The sequence below is a fragment of the Lysobacter korlensis genome (genome assembly GCF_042434515.1).
The window spans coordinates 108952-127014 of the sequence record NZ_JBHLTG010000003.1 but is presented as its reverse complement, the minus strand read 5'-3'; the positions used below and the strand labels follow the sequence as shown (position 1 = coordinate 127014).

Sequence of the window (18063 nt, the reverse complement as noted above, 5' to 3'; positions counted from 1 at the left end):
GCGGCCCGACTCTAGGAAATCGCAATCTCACGTCGTGATACACCTCGACGGCGTCACCGGAGCGCGGCCAAAAAAAAGCCGCCTCGCTTGAGGCGGCTTTCATGTCGCTTTGTTCGGTCCGGTACAGGCCTGACATGCCGGATCGAGAAAGTGGTGGGCGGTACAGGGTTCGAACCTGTGACCCCTACCATGTCAAGGTAGTGCTCTACCGCTGAGCTAACCGCCCATTCGCCGCTGAACTCCCCGGCGAGGGGCGCGCAGTGTAGCCCGCCGATCCGGTCGCGGCAACTGGTTTTGCATCTCGTCGGACTGCTGCCCGCGGACCCGCAAACCAAACTCGACGCGGCCACAGCGGCAATGCCGCCGCGACCCGCCCCGCTGGGCCAACGGACAGCATGAGCCGCCCCGATCACACTCAACTGACCAGCCCGGCCTCCTTGAGCTTGCGCAGCTGATCCCGAACGGCCGCCGCCTTCTCGAACTCCAGATCGCGTGCGTGCTGGTACATCTTCTGCTCGAGCGCCTTGATCTGCGCGGCCACCTGCCCCGGCGTCATCGACGCGTAGTCGGTCTCCGGCTCGGCCACGCGGCGTCCCTTGCCCTTCCCCTTCCCCTTCATCGCCTCGGGGTCGGCGCGCGCGCCTTCGAACACATCGACCAGCTTGCGCACGGTCGAGACCGGCGTGATGCCGTGCTCGGTGTTGTATTCGATCTGCTTCTGCCGGCGCCTGCCTGTTTCATCCAGCGCAGCCTGCATCGAGCGCGTCACTGAATCCGCGTACAGGATCGCCTTGCCGCGCACGTTGCGCGCCGCGCGTCCGATCGTCTGGATCAGCGAGCCGGTCGAGCGCAGGAAGCCCTCCTTGTCCGCATCGAGGATCGCCACCAGCGACACCTCCGGCATGTCCAGGCCCTCGCGCAGCAGGTTGATGCCGACCAGTACGTCGAACTTGCCCAGCCGCAGGTCGCGGATGATTTCCACGCGCTCGACCGTGTCGATGTCCGAGTGCAGGTAACGCACCTTGATGCCGTGCTCGCCGAGGTATTCGGTGAGGTTCTCGGCCATGCGCTTGGTCAGCGTCGTGATCAGCACGCGGTCGCCCATCGCGACGCGCTGGTTGATTTCGCCGAGCACGTCGTCGACCTGCGTCGCGACCGGTCGAATCTCGACCTCCGGATCGATCAGGCCCGTCGGCCGGACCACGAGTTCAACGACTTCGCCCTGCGACTTTTCGAGTTCGTACTTGCTTGGCGTCGCGGAAACGAAAATCGCACGCGGCGAACGGGCCTCCCATTCCTCGAAGCGCAGCGGCCGGTTGTCGAGCGCCGACGGCAGGCGGAAACCGAACTCCACCAGCGTTTCCTTGCGGGAACGGTCGCCCTTGAACATCGCGCCGACCTGCGGAACGGTCACGTGCGACTCGTCGCAGACCAGCAGCGCATCCGGCGGCAGGTAATCGAACAGGCACGGCGGCGGCTCGCCGGGCATCTGCCCGGTCAGGTGACGCGAGTAGTTCTCCACACCGTTGCAGAAGCCCACCTCGGCCAGCATCTCCAGGTCGAACTGCGTGCGCTGCTGGAGCCGCTGCGCCTCGACCAGCTTGTTCTGCGCATACAGCTGCTCCAGCCGCTCGCGCAGCTCGACCTTGATGGTCTCGACCGCCTCGAGCACCGTGCGGCGCGTGCTCACGTAATGCGACTTCGGATACACCGTATAGCGCGGCAGCTTGCGCAACACCTCGCCCGTCAGGGGATCGAATGCCGAAAGCTGCTCGATCTCGCCATCGAACAGCTCGATCCGCAGCGCCTCGGCGTCGCTCTCGGCCGGATGCACGTCGATGACTTCGCCGCGGACGCGATACGTGCCCCGCCGCAGTTCCGTGTCGTTTCGCGAATACTGCATCTCTGTCAGCCGGCGGATCAGCTCGCGCTGGTCGATGCGCTCGCCGCGCACCATGTGCATCACCATGCGATGGTATTCGTTCGGATCACCGAGGCCGTAGATCGCCGATACCGTGCAGACGATGATGCAGTCGCGCCGCTCAAGCAGCGCCTTCGTCGCCGACAGTCGCATCTGCTCGATGTGATCGTTCACCGAGCTGTCCTTCTCGATGAACGTGTCGCTCGACGGCACGTACGCCTCGGGCTGGTAGTAGTCGTAGTAGCTGACGAAGTACTCGACTGCATTGTTCGGGAAGAAGCCCTTGAACTCGCCGTAGAGCTGCGCCGCGAGCGTCTTGTTCGGCGCCATCACCAGCGTGGGCTTCTGCACCTGCTGGATCACGTTCGCGATCGTGTAGGTCTTGCCCGACCCGGTGACACCCAGCAGCGTCTGGTGCGCCAGGCCGTTCTCGAATCCGCTGACCAGGCGCTCGATCGCCGGCGGCTGGTCGCCGGCGGGCGAGTACGGGGAGACGAGGTGGAAACGACCGGCCGCTCCCGAGGCCGGAAGCTCCCGACCGGGCGACGGGGCTGGTGTTGGTGTGGGAGGCGCCATGGGCGGGTCCGGATCATTGCCTGCGTCCAACATAGGGTCGCATGCGGCATTTTCCTACCCGGCGATGGCGGCCGGGCCGATGCCGATTAGCGAGCGCTCAGTCGAGCATTAGCGCCTTCTGGAACGGGGCACTACATGAACTCACAAAAGGGTTTCACGCTGCTCGAACTGCTGGCGGTGCTTGCAGTGAGCGCAGTGCTGCTAACGATCGCGCTTCCCGCCTGGAACGCCGCAATGGCCAAGGGTCGAGCCAGCGCCGCCCGGGCTGCACTGACTTCGACGGTGCTGGACAGCGTCAGATACTCGGCTCTCGCCGGCGTGGAGGTCGTGGCCTGCCCTTCCAGCCCGACCGGAGGATGCGCCGACACGTGGGACTGGACGTCGGGGTGGATCGCGTTCGTCGACACGGACGGCAATCGCACTCGTGAGACAACCGAGAAAGTCGTTCACAGCGAAGCGGCACTTGAAGGTGGAATCAGACTGCGCTCGACATCGGGCCGGCGCCGCATCGTTTTCCAGCCGAACGGCGGCAACGCTGGCTCGAACGTCACGTTCACATTCTGCCATGCCGACCGCGCGATCGAAGCGACTGCTCTGGTCATGTCCAACGCAGGGCGAATCCGGGCGGCGCCCGCGACCGCATTATCCGCGGCCGCTTGCGAGGCCTAGTCTGCTACAGGCAAACCGGCTCCGCGAGCCATTTCGGGGCGACCGAGGGCCTGAGTAACCGCGCACCGATTTTGGCGCTAGACCAGCCACTTCGACGGCGCCGAACCAGCACCCGGCACCGGGCTCCTCAGCGCGAAGCGGGGCCTAAACAAGAAGGCCTGCCGAATGGCAGGCCTTCTGTCAAAACTGGCGCCCGAAGTTGGACTCGAACCAACGACCCCCTGATTAACAGTCAAGTGCTCTAACCGGCTGAGCTATTCGGGCGGCGCCGCATATGATGCGGCCCCGCCTCGAAACCGTCAACCACCCACTGCTTCGTCAGGGCGCGTCCCATGGCTTGGTCCACGCCGTCACCGTGATCGCATTACCCGCGTTGTTCGTTGTACACGCGGCGATCTGGGCAGAGAGCGTGCTCTCCAGGGTGAACCCGATCACCACCTGCGCATTAGCCGGTATCGACGCAAAGCTAACCTCGGTCGACTCCGACCGCTTGGCAGAAGGAGTGCCTGCTGCCGGGAACGACCCGGCGACCCCATTGACGGTCGCGCTACTGACCCTGAGGTTGGCGAATGTCGGCACAGCGACAGTGCCGGTCGCGGGCTGGGCTACGCCATTGAACGTACAGATTGACGAAGACAATGTTGTTGAGACCGTGTACTCACGCCCGTAATTGCTGACAAGCACGGTTCCCGCAACTCCCAGCGGTGACGTCGTGTTACATACATAGGGGTTGGGGTTCGTATCCTTGCGGGGGTTCGTCGTCTTGATCGTCGCGCCGCAGTTACCGGCACTAGGCGCCGGCGCCGAAGGCACGGACCAGCCGACGGCTGGATCATTTGTTGTGTTGTCGTCCGTGATCTGCAACAGAGCCGTGGTGGTGCCGTTCAACTGAACCGTGAAGGGCTTGCCGACAACGGGCGTCGCCGGAGCGCTTACAACGAATTCCTGACGGTCGGAACTGACCACTTCGTCGTCCGGGTCTACGCCGGAGTAAACCGCAATGCCTGCGTTGGATGGGCTGATTTCAATAGCCGCGAATCCTACGGCGCCATTAACGGCACTTGCGACTGCATTCGTCCGGCCGCGCGTCGGCTGCTCGGGAACGAATATCAGACTGCTACCGGACGACACCTCGATCGAGTCACTGGACACTGTCGTGTCAGCTGCTTGCGGCTCCCAGGATCCAAGCTCGGTTACGTTGATTGTCGTGAAAGGCAGGAAGGGAAGCACGCACTCCGTCACCGGTGTCCCCTCCGGACACTTGCTCCGTGCTGCCGCGATCTTGGCTCGTGCCGCCTTTTCCAGATAGTCGACATAGAGGCCCCGCGCGTGCAGGTATCGCTCATCTTTCGGACTCGGCCGTGCGATGGAGATCGACGCTGGCTCGTTCAGCTGTCGCGCCGCCTCGGCAAAAAGGGCATCAGCATTGCCCGGAGCGGTCGCTACCGTGCCGTTATAACCCGACAGGTAATCCTTTACGAATACCTGATAGGCAGACGCCGAGGTCGCGCTGGGCACACCCGTCTTGGCAGGTGTTCCACCCACCGTCTCGGTGGCGAGCAAGCCCGTGTGGCGTGAATACATATCCGCAGCCGTACGCCAGAAGCCGTCGACGCGAATTAGCCGGCAAGCTTCGACGTACTCCGACGTCTGCGTATTGGGAACCACAACCAGCGCACCCTGATTACCGACACTGTAGTGGCTGTGTGCCTGACCAATTCGAGCACGCTCGGGATCGAACTTGGGAACGTCCGTCGCCGCAGTGTCATGGTGATCGCGGCAGCATTCCTGGCACAGGTCGCTCTGCTCGGCATTGGCGACCGGACCCGAGGCAAGCGACTCGCCCGGCGCATCCGCAGGCGTCCGAGGCGCAAAGACGTCGTAGCGCTCGCCGGTCCAGATCGCCGGCCATTGCGCGGTCTGGTAGATCGCAGGCAGATTCGAGCCCCCTGCGCCATACTTGCACGAGCACTTGATCGCCTGCGTCTCGACGCGCCGCTGGATAACGGCCGCGCCCGTAAGCCCCTGATACGTGATTACCTCAAACTTCGTGCCGACGACCGCCTGATTGTTCCTGGCACCGATGATCTCGGGGCGTGGATTGGACGCCGCAGTCGCGTTGTCCCCACCTGTCGCAATGGGAACCACGCCAGCGGTGACCGGGCTGTCGGTGCGCACTAGAGCCTTGCCAGTCGGCGTTCCCGAGCTGGGTGGCGGCGGCAGCAACGCGTCGCGGAGTGCAAGCGCACTCAATTCGGAGGTCATTGCGAGCGTGTGCGACTCCCCCGAAGCGTCAGTCCATGTCGCGGTCAACGTCACGCGCTTGAATTCGGGCTCACCCGCAATTACCGGGACGCGATTCGCCGTGAACGAGGAGGCACCCAGCGCGCTGGAGAAAAGTGTGACCTGCTGAGTCGTCGTGACCGATCCTAACCCAGCCTCGGTGCAGAAACTCGCCGGCACCCAGTCCACGCCCGCACCGAGATCCGTACCGCAGCCGTCCGCCGCAATGGTGGCCGCACTCGCGTACTGATTGGCCCGCAGCTGCTCCATCCGCGTCGTGAGCAGCGCCGCAACCCGCCCGCGCGTCTTTGCCTCACCGGAGGCTCGCGCGAGACTGCCCTGAAGGGCAGCGAGCGCGAGCAGGCCAGTTGCCAGCACAACGACGGCAATCATCACCTCGATCAGGCCGAAGCCCGAAGAAGACCTGCGCGAACGGATACTACGTTTCATCGCCAATCTCCGGCTCAGTACGAGACGCTGTCATTCCACGCCCCGGGGAGCGTGGCGTAGCGATTGTTGTTGGGGTTGTCGCCAAGAGCACCGAGGACCTTCCCGTCGAACACGACGGCGGCTGTGCCGTTGGCCTTGTCTACCTTTCCATGCACCACCAGCGCCCCGTACACAACTGCACCCGCGTTCATGTCGAGTGTCGCGCCGCCGCCGGTGGCTACCTCTGCCGACGTCATCGTGTAGCCCGCCGCCGGCGTCAGCGTTCCGCCGGTCAGGCTACGGATAAAGACCATACCGAACACGCGCCCCTGAATTCGAGCCGTGCCGTCAATAACGACGATCACGGGCTGTGTCGGCGTGCCCAGTTGGGTATTGGATCCGATATCGCAATTCGACTGGCACCAGATCAGCCCGGAGAGCGTGGATGAAGGATACGCAGCCGATGGAACTTGCTCTGGGGCGCGCAGAGGCAGTCCTGCCGCGGTTGGGTTAACGATGGCAGCGGCGTTCGCGTATAGAAATGCTTCATCTGCGCCAATCGTCACCTCAACACCCGTGTTGGGGTTGATGAACTGGGCCATGACCTTCTTTTCTGCAAAGCAGTCCGCATCCATATCTTCCCAGGCGGCAACTCCAAAAATATGGGCGAAAACGTCGGGCGGAAACTCGCAGACCGGGTATGACAACGCATCGCTCCGCACGTTGTAGTTCGTCCCGACCCCCCGGTCGGCAGAAGTACCCTCGACATCAAGAATGTCCATGCCCTCATCAATGGCATTACCGGACTTATCGAATGAGAGTGTCCTGTCGTTTGTGCACTGGCAGGTGTCGCACACGATCGTATTGCCGAGCAGCGTCGGAGGCGCATTGTTTTTCGCGCCATAGCGGAAGAACTCGTCCGCGTAGCAAGTGTTAGGTGTGCCTGTTTTGTCGACGTTCTTTCGCGTCCACACCGAAACCGGAACGCCATTGCCTCCGCCGTTCGGGTTCGTAACTACCTGCAGCCCGCCCGTGACGTTGACCGAGCCCGACGAAATAATCGGTGGTTTGCCGATCGGATTGTCGACAAGCGCGAATCGCCCGACGGTCTGCGTCAGCGTTGTTCGAGCCGATTCACCCGGCATTTGCGCGACGCTCACGAATGTGGCGATTCGGCGGGACGATGCGACGTCCGGTCCCGTGGTGCACCGGATCGGACTGCTGGCGCTTTCTCCAAGCTTGCGGTTGGCGACGTAACAAAGAACGGGAGCCACGCCGTACGCCACTGGAAACCCGACCGCGCCTGCGACTGTGAGCTTGTTTGGCAGTGTGAGCATCGCCCCGTTCATTTCATCGGGAAAATTCGCATCGGCGTGCCCTGAGTTGGCCAAGCGGTACATCGTCGAGCGCCGCGACACCGCTGGGGTCGCCGGATCGGCGTCGTGGTCATACGTTTGCGCTGTCACTGCGCCGCATGGAAACGCGACCTCCGTCGCGCCGCAAGCGACCCACGCGGTATCGTCCTCCATCAACGCCGGCTGTTGACGCATGAGGTACTCGAAACCCTGCGCAAGCCCTGCTTCCGCCACCTCGTTAACGAGTTTGGCTCGGATGTCGTTGCCAGTGCTTCGTGCTTCGAACGCGCCAACCCGCAGGGCAAGAAGTGTGATCACACTGGCGAGAAGTAACAGCAGCACACCCACGAGCAGCGCTGCGCCACGCTGCGTCGCGGCTTTCGGACTTATGGTCATTGTGTACATATCTCGGTTCGTTAGCTTCCAGCCACAGAGCGGACGAAGACCATTTGGGAAAAGGTCCTACGAATCGTCGGATGGCTTGTGAGCGAGCCTTGCATCACAACTTCGATCCGACGACCGGTGCGCGCAAACGTCAGCGTGTTAATCGTGACAAAGGACGAACTCAAGCGCGTACCGCCGTCACAGGTTGCGTCCGCAGCTGTTGGGGCGGCATCCAGGAATACGGCTCCGTCCCGCACGCTTATCGCGTGGAATTCACCCCCCGCGCCGTTTGCGTACGCGTATCGAAGGCAACCTGCGGTTGACGAAATCGTCGCGAAGGGATTCAGCGGTTTACCGGCGTTCGCCGTCGCCGCTGTCAGCGGGTCGACTACTCCGCCGGCGCGCTTGATGTCACCCATTATGACCGCTGCGGTGGCTCGCAATTCCTGCGTGAGCCGAGTCGCTTGGATGGTCTCATTGTTGGAGCGGATGATCGACAGCACGAGGCCTGTGACCGCGCCGATGACAATCAGTCCGATAGCCATCGCAACCATCATTTCGATGAGCGTGAAGCCCGCGTTGCGGCGCATGCCGTTGCTCCTGTGGCTCAGCAAGACACGACTCCCGGGATCTGCGGCTTATTGCTGGGCGTGCACAGGCTCGCTTGGCCAAGCGGGTTTACCGCCACCTGAAGCGCGTATTTCCCGGTAGGCGAGTTGAAGGTCGCCGCGTGATTCGCGAGCGGGACGACCAGCCCCAGACGGCTGTCGAAACTGAAGTTTGCCGCTACCGTCGTTGCTGTCGCAGTCACGCCCGGATGGCCGCTCGCCGCGACCGCCAGCACCTGGCCGTCGCCCATCGCATTGCAGGTGTTGCTCGCACAGTCGCAGTCGGCGGCGGCGCCGATGGGGGCGCCAGCACTCGGCGCGACCGCGGGCGACGCGGCTACGCACCACGCAGAGGTAGTGCCGCCGAAGTCAACACGAACACTACGACCACTTTTAACGGCCTCGGCGCGCGCTAGCGACACCATGCTGATCACTTCGTTTGCTGCTCCGCGCAATCGATACCTGTCGAAAAAATCCCTGAACGAGGGCCCCGCGATGGCGGCGAGAATTGCGAGCACAGAAATCGTGACCATAAGCTCGATCAGAGTGAAACCGGTCGCGCCGGGTCGTAGAGAGGTGTTCACGCGATGCCCCGCTCCTGTAATGCGCGGACTTTAGGTTTACTGCCAGGTCTAGACAACGGATTACGGACGGGCGGCCGCTTTCAGGCGACAAGCGCCGCGAAGCCCGACTAGAACGCCCGGAAGCTGGTGCTACCATCCTTGCCACAGTCGATTCCTGGGACCGACATGAAGAAGCAGCGCGGCTTCACCCTTATTGAGCTCATGATCACAGTAGCCGTCATTGCGATCTTGGCGGCCATCGCCCTTCCGTCATATAACGAGTACGTCAGGAAGGGGAGGCGCTCCGAGGCAGCACGCTTCGTGGGAGAAATGCAGCTCGGCTTGGAGCGTTGGCGCGCGGAGAACCCGTCCTATGCTCCGTGCGCCCCGGCGCCCTGCGGTTCTGGGGTGTATCCCGCCGCGCCCTCAGCGGCTGCTTCGCCGTTTTACCAGCTGGACGTTCCAGCGGCGACGGCGACGGCAACCAACTACGTGATTACGGCGACTCCGCGAACAGGCTCTGCGCAAGCTGGCGATCGGTGCGGCGTCCTCACTCTAACCAAGGCGGCCGGCAAGCCGTCCTGGGCTACGGCGTCCTGCAACTGACTCCATTCGGACGTGCCAACCGGAACTGGATCGACCGCCGCGTTTCCGGGCCGAGCTTTTGCAAGCCTTGTCGCAGGTCGTTACAGCGGTCGCGGTGTGGCCCGCTCACGGGGCTAGGACTGTGACGCGAAGGCTCCGTCGCGTGCGACGTGATAGTCCCTCGCCTGCGTATCCCTTGGACGCGCTATGGCGGCCGACCGCGATCATGTGGATTGCCGTGACTGGCTGCGCCATTGCGGCGGCGTTAGCTCTGGCTCCCGGCATCAACGCGAACCGGTTCATCTACTTCGGGCTCTCGCTACTGGTCATTCAATGGATTGCCGGCCTAACGTTGGGCGGGCTGTACCTAGGCCGTAGAGTTCTCGCGGTGCGTCCGGCGCACCAGGTTGCATACCTTGCGGTGTTTTTGCTGTTCATCTCGACCGGGCTAGTCGGAACGATGGCATGGCTACTGATGCAGGGTATCTGGCCGGTCGCGAACGAAAGACTGCTACCGGTTTTACTTCGCCTTCTCGGCATCGCTGCGGCCGTTAGTGTCCTCGGCATTGCGGCGTTCCGAAACCATTGGACAGCCCGCCAACTCGCCGTGCGCGCGAAGCAAGCCGAACTAGAGTCGCTCCAAGCGCGTATTCGGCCGCACTTCCTATTCAACACGCTCAACACGGGGGCGGCGTTGGTTCACCAGCGGCCGGAAGAAGCGGAGCGCCTGCTGCTCGACCTCGCAGACCTCTTCCGCGCCGCACTCGCCGGCCCGCGCGAGATTTCGCTGGAGGAGGAATTGTCACTCGTGCGCCGGTACCTCGAAATCGAATCGCTGCGCTTCGGCGAGCGGCTGCGCGTGGAATGGCAACTGCCGGCGACGATTCCGAATGTGCAGGTGCCGTCTCTCTCGATCCAGCCGCTGGTCGAGAACGCGATCCGGCACGGTGTTGAGCGCGTGTCTCATGGCGGTCGCGTCGAGATCACGCTGACAACCACGGCGGAGCACGTGGTCGTCCGAATCAGCAACCCGCTGGTGTTGTCGGACCAGAAGCAGCCCGTCAGTCACCAGGTCGGCTTGAACGCCTCGCAGGCCCGCATCGAGGCACTGACCGGCGGACGCGGTAGCGTCCAGACCGGTCGTCAGGGGGAACATTGGGTGGCAACGGTGCGGCTGCCACGCGATCTGGTGTCAAGCGACCGGCGCCGCCGCGTCTAGCGTGCGATCGGTAACGACGCGATAGCAGGGCCGGTAGTCGCCCGCGATCTTCATGCGGTGCTGCTCGACGAACGCGCGCAGCAGCGCATCTAGTGACTCCATCATGTCCGGATCGCCATGGATCAGGAACGGGCCGAACTCCTCGATACGGCGGATGCCGTCTTCCTTGACGTTGCCCGCGACGATGCCCGAGAACGCACGGCGCAGGTCGGCCGCCAGTTCATGCGGCGGGCGCCCGTGATGCAGATCGAGGGCCGCCATCGCCTCGTGGGTCGGAATGAAGGGCTGTTGGAACGCCAGCGGGATCTTCACCGACCAGTTGAAGTAGAACGAATCCTTCTGGACGATCCGGTGCTCGCGCACCTTGCGGATGCCGGCAGTCATGCGGCGCGCCACGGCGGCCGGGTCGCCCACGATGATCTCGTAGCGCGACGTCGCGGCTTCGCCCAGCGTCAGGCGCAGGAACCGGTCGATCTGCTCGAAGTACGGTGCCGATGCGGTCGGACCGGTCAGGATCAGCGGGAACGGCAGATCCTTGTTCTCTTCCTGCAGCAGCAGGCCCAGCAGGTACAGGATTTCCTCGGCGGTGCCGACGCCGCCCGGAAACACGATGATGCCGTGGCTGATGCGGACAAACGCCTCAAGGCGCTTTTCGATGTCCGGCATGATCACGAGATGGTTGACGATCGGGTTCGGCGATTCGGCGGCGATGATGCCCGGCTCGGTGATGCCGATGTAGCGCATGCTGCGCTTGCGCTGCTTCGCATGTGCGATCGTCGCGCCCTTCATCGGGCCCTTCATCGCACCCGGGCCGCAGCCGGTGCAGATGTCCAGCCCACGCAGGCCGAGCTCATAGCCGACCTCCTTCGTGTACATGTACTCGTCGCGGTTGATCGAGTGCCCGCCCCAGCAGACAACGAGATTCGGCTCGCTCGGCTGAAGGATGCGCGCGTTGCGCAGCAGGCCGAAGACGGCGTCGGTAATCGCAGCGCTCGGCTCAAGGTCCGGCAGGCAGGTCTCGTCGACCACCTCGATCGCCGTGTACGCGAGATCGCGGACCACCGCGAACAGCAGCTCGGCGACACCACGGATGATCTCGCCATCAACGAACGCCATTGCCGGCGCTTCGACCAGGTCGATCAGCAGCCCGCGGTCATGTTGCAGCACCTGAATGTCGAAATTGGGATAGAGCTCACGCGCCGCGCGCGGGTCGTCCGATGCGCTGCCGCTGGTCAGCACCGCGAGCGCGCAGCGTCGCAGGAGTTCGTGCATACCGCCGGCTGACGCATCGCGCAGGCGCGCGACCTCAGTGCGCGAGAGCACGTCCAGTCCGCCACGCGGATAGATGCGGGCGTTGACGGTGGGGAGTCGGGATTCAATCGTTGCGGTCATTCTCGTACTGGCTTGTTCGTCTGAGTCTTCCGACTCTAGCGCAGCCGTGTGCACAAAAGAAAACGGCCGAGGCTTTCGCCCCGGCCGTTCAATAGACGCATGATGCCAAGCAATTAGAAGTCGATACGGACGCCGATCTGGGCCGCCCAACGCGACTCGAAGTTGCGGTACGGCAGCGACGGCAGGCTGACCGCGCCCGTCGTCTCGTTCACATAGCGGCTGACGTCGAAGACGTAGCGGCCATCCGCCGTCACGCCTGCATAGTCGGCCACCGACAGCGTGTACGGGAAGCCTGCTTCCTGCACCTGGCCCCACTCGCGGTTGAGCAGGTTGCCGAAGTTCTCGATGTCGAGGAACACCTGCGCCCTCGCCTCCCCAAACCCGAGCGGAATATCCTGGGTAAAGCGCACGTCCACGACATTGCGCCACGAGCTCGTACCCTGGTTACGCGAGGTCGCGGTCCCGCGGCGCGACACCAGATCCGGGTTGCTGGCGAGGTAGTTGAAGAACGCCTCCCGGTCAGCCCCGGTCGAGTTGGCCGTGAACGCAACGTTGCCCGGGCTGGCCGGAACATAGAACACGTCGTTACCGAAGCTGCCGTCGCCGTTCGCGTCGTTACCGAACACGTAGCTGAACGGACGACCGTAGCGACCCTCGTAGAACATCGACGCGCGGAATGGAGCTTTCTCACTGAAGAGGTTCCAGCGCTTGCTCAGCGCGAGCGTTATGCGGTCCGCGATCTCATAGTTCGAGCGGTTGGCCTCGTCTTCGTTCTGGTTGAACACCGGACGGTTCTGCCAATTCGAGAGTGCTACCGACGACGTGCCCGGGCTAACCTCTTCGGAATGGCCCTGCGTATAGGCGAGCTTGGCGTACCAGCCATTGCTCCACGGCTTTTCAAGCGAGACGGTGAAGTTCTGCGCGCTGCCCTTGCTCGTGTTCGTCAACACGATCGCATTCGTGTAACGGCACGGGTTGCTGGCCGGATTGAACGGGACCGCCGGATTCACGAGGAGGCAATTCGCGCGGATGCGACCGTTCGTGTTTGCCGTGGTGGACCAGTAATGGATACGACCGTCCGGCAGGACACCGACCGGGTTGCCGACCGCATAGTTCACATAGTGGACGCCGCGGTCTGTCTGCGAGAGCAGCAGCTCAGCGCCTGCAACGAGGTTCCACCACGGCAGCTCCTGCTCGATCGCGAGGTTGCCCTTCCAGATCGTCGGCTGTTGGAAGTCACCATCCATTGCGTTGACGAGCTGCGAGGGAACTGCCGCAGCCGGCACGAGTGGCGCACCTGGCGCGAGGGCGCCCGGGGCCAGAAGCAGGCCGTTGTTCGCACGGATGTCATACGAATTCACGAGCACGCCCGGGTTCGAGAAGCTGTTCGACAGCCAGACACCCGGGGCGGAACCGAGGAACAGACCAACGCCACCGCGGACCTGGGTGCGCAGCTCGTCGCCGGAGGTGAAGTTGAAGCCGACGCGCGGCTGGATCGTCCATTCACCGTCCGGCGTGACACGGTTGTCGAAGCCATAGTCGGCGCGGAAGCGGGCGTTTTCAGCTGGGACGCCGCCCACCGAAGTCTCGTCGGCGCGCAGGCCGAACATCAGCGTCAGCTGATCGGTGACGGTCCAGGTGTCCTGCACGAACAGACCGACGTTGCCCACGTCGAACTGCGCAGCGGCATCGAGGTTGTTGCCCGAACGAGCGCGCTGAAAGAGGTAACGCGTATACCGGCCGTCAGTGAAGTTGGTCAGGCCCGACGTCTGCGTCGCGCCCGTTCCGATATTGCGGAACTCGTAGCTGCCGGCCGTGTCCTGAAGGAACAGGTTGAACACGTCCGATGTCTCGTGGTCGAGCCCGAACTTGAGCTCGTGGTCACCTGCATAGAACGTACCGGCGACGAAAGCGGTCCAGGTGTCCACCTCGAGCTGGTTCGACTGGCGCGAACGCTCTTCACCGAACAGGATCGTCGCGTCGCTGCCGGTCGCCGACAGGCCGCGCGCGGTGATGGAGACCTGCGGGATGTCGGAGAATGACTGCGGGAGCGAGCGGTATTCGGAGTACGAGACGTTCGCCTCGGTCGAGAAGTTCTCGCTCCAGTCGCTGTACAGCATTGCCGCCCAGTTCTCGAAGCTGATGTTGTCCGTGAACCAATTGCTGCTCGCCTGCAACGTAGTGAGGCTGTTGTTCAGGCGTAGCACGGAGCCTTCGGTTTTGTTGTAGCGGAAGGCGGCGCGATGGGTGTCGGTGATGTTCCAGTCGATCTTCGCGATCCACTTTTCATCTTGGTTCGTGAAAATGCTCACCGGATCGAACGAACCGATGTCGGTAGCGCCGAAGTTGCGCGCCGTCGCCGCGACCTGATCGATCTGAGCTTGCGTGATGCGCAGCTCGTTTGCTGCACCGGAACCGAGGATGCCGGTGTCGGACGCTGGGGCTTCGCGCTCGAACTTCTCGTAACCCGCGAAGAAGAACAGGCGGTCGCGGATCAACGGGCCGCCGAGATAGGCGCCCCACGTGGTCTCCTGCGAGAACGGCGCAACGCGCTTGCCGTCGCCGACCCACTCGCCAATCATGTCGTCGTCGCGGTAGATCCCATAGACCGAGCCGTGGAACTCATTCGTGCCCGACTTGGTCACCGCGTTGATGTTTGCGCCGACGAAGTCACCCTGGGTGACGTCGTAGTTCGAGACGCCGATATTGAACTCCTGGATCCAGTCGATGACGATCGGCTGGTTCAGCGCCGGGACACCGGAGTCGTTGAGACCGAAGTTGTCATTCGTCGGCACGCCGTCGATGCGGATGTTGTTGTAACGGCTGTTCTGGCCGGCCGCGGCGATGCCGCCGCGCTCCTTGTCGACCTGCACGATGCGCGGGTCGAGGCGGACGTAGTCCTCGAGCGAGCGGCGCACCGAGGGCAGCACCTCGATCTCCTCGCGCGTCACGATCGTCTGCGCGCCGGCCGAGCTCGGCGAGAACGCCGTCGACGAAGCCGCGGCCGTCACCACGACGGCGCCGAGATCGGTGGCATTGGTGGCCGCAGCCGGGGCGCCGAGCTGCGCGTCGACGCTGTTCGTGGTGTCGAGCGCGAGGTAGACGTTCTCCTCGGTGTCAGCTCCGACGCCTTCCTTGGTCACCGTGACGGTGTATGGGCCGCCGACGCGGAGGCCACGCGCCGTGTATCGGCCGTTTGCATCGGTCGTGACACGGCTGGTCGTGCCCGACTCGGTGTGCAGGATGGTCACCTGCGCGCCCGCGACCGGCTGGCCGCTGGCGTCGACCACCTGACCGGCAATCGACGAGGACGTGCTCTGCGCGAATGCGGGTGCACTGGCAAGGGCGACAAGCAGGCCGAGCGTGAGCCGGGACATGCGGACGCGGTTGGAATGGGTCATCACAAAGGCCTCAGGAGCAGAAGGTCGGAACGGGCGGGCGCGGTCCATCGCCGTGCAAAGCAATGCCGCCGGGCGGGCCGGCGGCAGGGTTAACAGGTCGTTAACATACTAGGTCGAATGTATGACAGACCGGTTACGGCGTCACATGTTTGTGAGGATAACGTGAATGCAGTGGCCGGTGTCCGGCGGGCGCTTGTTCAAGCAGCTCCGGGCCGTAGATAGGCGGTCAGTCCGTCGAGAAACATCTGGACCGAAATCGCCACCAGCAGCATTCCCATCAGGCGCTCGACGGCGGTCAGTACGCGGGTGCCGAGCCAGCGGTAGAGCACGGGCGCGAAGAAGAGGATGGTCGCGGTCCCCGCCCACGCGAGCAGCAGCGCGAAACTCCAGTCCATGAGGCGGCCCGGGTCCTTGCTGCCCATCAGCATGACCGCAGCCATGCCCGAGGGGCCCGCCACCAGCGGGATCGCCATCGGCACGATGAACGGCTCGCCCTCGGGCAGTTCTCCCATCAGGCCTTCCGGGCGCGGGAAGATCATGCGGATACCGATCAGGAACAGCACGATGCCGCCGGCGATCGACACCGATTCCTGACGCAGGTGCATGAGCTCGAGCGCGTACTTGCCGCCCCACAGGAACAGCATCAGAACGCCGAGCGCGATCAGCAATTCGCGCACGATGATGAGCCGTTGCCGCTCGGGTGACAGGCCGCGCAGCAGGCTCAGGAAGATGGGGACATTGCCGAGCGGATCGAGGATCAGGAACAGCAGCAGCGCCGCTGAGGCGATCGTCATCGAACCGCTCGCTCGCTACCCCGCCCTGGCGCGGGAGCGTGCTCAGGCATGGGACGGCTTCCAGACCGTGCCGCGTTCCGCAGCGCCCGCCGGCGAGAGCAGGCGCACGCAGGCATCGGCGTAGACCGCCGGATCGCGGGCCGCACGGTCGTTCTCGTCCACGAATACGCGCGAACGCAGCGGCGTACGCATCGGTCCCGGCTCTAGGCCGGCCACGCGGACGCTCGAGTTCCCAAGCTCCGCGTGCAACATGCCGACCATCGCGGCGAGTGCGTGCTGGGCGACCCCGTAGCCGCCCCAGTAGGCGCTGCCGGTACGTTGCAGTGAGTCGACGACGAACACGAGGGCGGCGTCATCGGCTTTAGCGAGCAGCGGTAGGCACGCCTGGCTCAGCCACCAGCGTGCAGTGAGATTGACGTGGACCGCGCGGGCGAACGCCGCCGGGTCGGTGTGCAGCAGCGGAGTGAGGCCACGGAACTCGGCCGCGCAGTGCAACACGCCATCGAGGCGGCCGAGCTCACTCTGGATCCGCGAGGCGAGTTCGGCATAGTCGTCCGCCGATGCACCCTCCAAATCCAGCGGATAGAGCAGTGCTTCGCCGCCATTGGCGATGATCGCGTCGTACACGCGGTTGAGCTTCGGCACCTTCCGACCGAGAAGCACGATCGTCGCGCCTGCGCGCGCGCAGGCCAGCGCAGCGGCCGAACCCAGCCCGCCGTGCGCGCCGACCACGAGCACAACGCGACCTTCGAGCACGCCACCCGTGCGCTGTTCGACAGTCGAGCTCACTGCTGACGTTGGATTTCGCTGATCATGCGGGCCAGTTCACCGGACTCGAACAGCTCCATGGTGATATCGCAACCACCGATCAGCTCGCCCTGCAGGAACAACTGCGGGAACGTCGGCCAGTTCGAATAGCGCGGCAGGTTGGCGCGAACCTCCGGATCCTCGAGCACGTTGACGGTGTGCAGCGAGCTTGCACCTGCCGCCTTGAGCGCCTGCACGGTGCGGCTCGAGAAACCGCACATCGGGAACTGCGCCGTGCCTTTCATGAAAAGCACGATTGGATGGCCTTCGATCTCCGCCTGGATGCGTTCGATCACGGACATGGAAACACTCCTGCAATGGACCGTCGCACGACGATGAGGCCGTGCATGCGGGGGTGGGGATAGAATCGACATTGTAAGCCCCGCGCCGCACCTTCGTGCGCCGCCCTCCCCCGCCCGCCACTCTAAAAGGAGCTAGCCCATGGCCTTCGAACTGCCGCCCCTGCCCTACGATCGCGCCGCGCTCGAACCGCATATTTCCGGCGAGACGATCGACTACCACTACGGCAAGCATCACAAGGCCTACGTCGACAACCTCAATAAGCTGGTCGAGGATTCGGACTACGCCGGCAAGTCGCTCGAGGAGATCATCCGGAGCTCGCAGGGCCCGGTGTTCAACAATTCCGCTCAGGTCTGGAACCACACGTTCTTCTGGAACTGCATGGCGCCGAACGGCGGTGGCGAACCGACCGGCAAGCTGGCCGACGCGATCAACCAGGCGTTCGGCAGCTTCGCGGCGTTCAAGGAACAGTTCACCGACACCGCGATCAAGACGTTCGGCTCGGGCTGGGCGTGGCTGGTTCAGCGCACCGACGGCTCGCTTGCGATCGTGAGCACCTCGAATGCGAACACGCCGCTGACGAGCGACGACAAGCCGCTGCTGACCTGCGACGTGTGGGAACACGCGTACTACATCGACTACCGCAACGCGCGACCGAAGTTCGTCGAGGCGTTCTGGAACGTGGTGAACTGGGACTTCGTGTCTTCGAACATGAAGTAAGCGTCACCAGTGACACGTTGAATCGAACGGCCGGGGCAACCCGGCCGTTGTCGTTGA

14 protein-coding genes and 2 tRNA genes are annotated in these 18063 nt (G+C 63.8%); 4 read left to right on the top strand and 12 right to left on the bottom strand.

Features of this window, described 5'->3' with window-relative positions; translation table 11 throughout:
- Positions 1-151 precede the first annotated feature (151 nt).
- Together ACFFGH_RS13755 and uvrB are read right to left on the bottom strand one after the other, a co-directional pair.
- Positions 152-226, bottom strand: a tRNA-Val gene (locus ACFFGH_RS13755).
- A 189-nt stretch (positions 227-415) separates the two neighbouring features.
- On the bottom strand, positions 416-2497 hold the full coding sequence (gene uvrB, locus ACFFGH_RS13750; RefSeq protein WP_386669173.1) for an excinuclease ABC subunit UvrB: 2082 nt from the start codon (positions 2495-2497) through the stop codon (positions 416-418).
- Between the two features lie 135 nt (positions 2498-2632).
- On the opposite strand from uvrB, the gene ACFFGH_RS13745 reads away from it, so the two are divergent.
- A complete protein-coding gene (locus ACFFGH_RS13745; protein WP_386669171.1) occupies positions 2633-3166 on the top strand; it encodes a GspH/FimT family protein in 534 nt (177 codons plus the stop codon).
- Between the two features lie 187 nt (positions 3167-3353).
- Here the strand turns inward: ACFFGH_RS13745 and ACFFGH_RS13740 are convergent.
- From ACFFGH_RS13740 to ACFFGH_RS13720, 5 genes are all read right to left on the bottom strand, one after another.
- Positions 3354-3430, bottom strand: a tRNA-Asn gene (locus tag ACFFGH_RS13740).
- Between the two features lie 54 nt (positions 3431-3484).
- On the bottom strand, positions 3485-5899 hold the full coding sequence (locus tag ACFFGH_RS13735) for a type IV pilus modification PilV family protein (RefSeq protein WP_386669169.1): 2415 nt from the start codon (positions 5897-5899) through the stop codon (positions 3485-3487).
- A 14-nt stretch (positions 5900-5913) separates the two neighbouring features.
- Positions 5914-7638 carry a hypothetical protein gene (locus ACFFGH_RS13730; protein WP_386669167.1) on the bottom strand — a complete coding sequence of 575 codons (1725 nt, stop codon included), beginning with the start codon at positions 7636-7638 and terminating at the stop codon, positions 5914-5916.
- An 11-nt stretch (positions 7639-7649) separates the two neighbouring features.
- Complete coding sequence (locus tag ACFFGH_RS13725; RefSeq protein WP_386669166.1) at positions 7650-8207, bottom strand: PilW family protein; 558 nt, start codon at positions 8205-8207, stop codon at positions 7650-7652.
- A gap of 17 nt (positions 8208-8224) precedes the next feature.
- On the bottom strand, positions 8225-8809 hold the full coding sequence (locus ACFFGH_RS13720) for a GspH/FimT family pseudopilin (protein ID WP_386669164.1): 585 nt from the start codon (positions 8807-8809) through the stop codon (positions 8225-8227).
- A gap of 165 nt (positions 8810-8974) precedes the next feature.
- Between ACFFGH_RS13720 and ACFFGH_RS13715 the strand changes: the two genes are divergently transcribed.
- Positions 8975-9394 carry a type IV pilin protein gene (locus ACFFGH_RS13715; RefSeq protein WP_386669162.1) on the top strand — a complete coding sequence of 140 codons (420 nt, stop codon included), beginning with the start codon at positions 8975-8977 and terminating at the stop codon, positions 9392-9394.
- A 205-nt stretch (positions 9395-9599) separates the two neighbouring features.
- A complete protein-coding gene (locus ACFFGH_RS13710) occupies positions 9600-10592 on the top strand; it encodes a sensor histidine kinase (protein WP_386669160.1) in 993 nt (330 codons plus the stop codon).
- Here ACFFGH_RS13710 and ppnN read toward each other — a convergent pair.
- The 5 genes from ppnN to grxD form a co-directional block, all read right to left on the bottom strand.
- The gene (ppnN, locus tag ACFFGH_RS13705; protein ID WP_386669158.1) at positions 10566-11984 is read right to left on the bottom strand and encodes a nucleotide 5'-monophosphate nucleosidase PpnN; all 1419 of its coding nucleotides are present in this window, start codon (positions 11982-11984) and stop codon (positions 10566-10568) included. The two genes, ACFFGH_RS13710 and ppnN, sit on opposite strands and share 27 nt — an antisense overlap.
- Positions 11985-12097: 113 nt before the next feature.
- The gene (locus ACFFGH_RS13700) at positions 12098-15385 is read right to left on the bottom strand and encodes a TonB-dependent receptor (protein ID WP_386669156.1); all 3288 of its coding nucleotides are present in this window, start codon (positions 15383-15385) and stop codon (positions 12098-12100) included.
- Positions 15386-15582: 197 nt separating this feature from the next.
- A complete protein-coding gene (locus tag ACFFGH_RS13695; protein WP_386669154.1) occupies positions 15583-16179 on the bottom strand; it encodes a YhgN family NAAT transporter in 597 nt (198 codons plus the stop codon).
- Between the two features lie 42 nt (positions 16180-16221).
- The gene (locus ACFFGH_RS13690) at positions 16222-16968 is read right to left on the bottom strand and encodes an SDR family NAD(P)-dependent oxidoreductase (protein WP_386669152.1); all 747 of its coding nucleotides are present in this window, start codon (positions 16966-16968) and stop codon (positions 16222-16224) included.
- On the bottom strand, positions 16965-17288 hold the full coding sequence (gene grxD, locus ACFFGH_RS13685) for a Grx4 family monothiol glutaredoxin (protein ID WP_386669150.1): 324 nt from the start codon (positions 17286-17288) through the stop codon (positions 16965-16967). The genes ACFFGH_RS13690 and grxD overlap by 4 nt, the downstream gene beginning before the upstream one ends.
- Positions 17289-17427: 139 nt before the next feature.
- Here grxD and sodB point away from each other — a divergent pair, with 139 nt between their 5' ends.
- Positions 17428-18006 carry a superoxide dismutase [Fe] gene (sodB, locus tag ACFFGH_RS13680; protein WP_386669148.1) on the top strand — a complete coding sequence of 193 codons (579 nt, stop codon included), beginning with the start codon at positions 17428-17430 and terminating at the stop codon, positions 18004-18006.
- Positions 18007-18063: the final 57 nt, after the last annotated feature.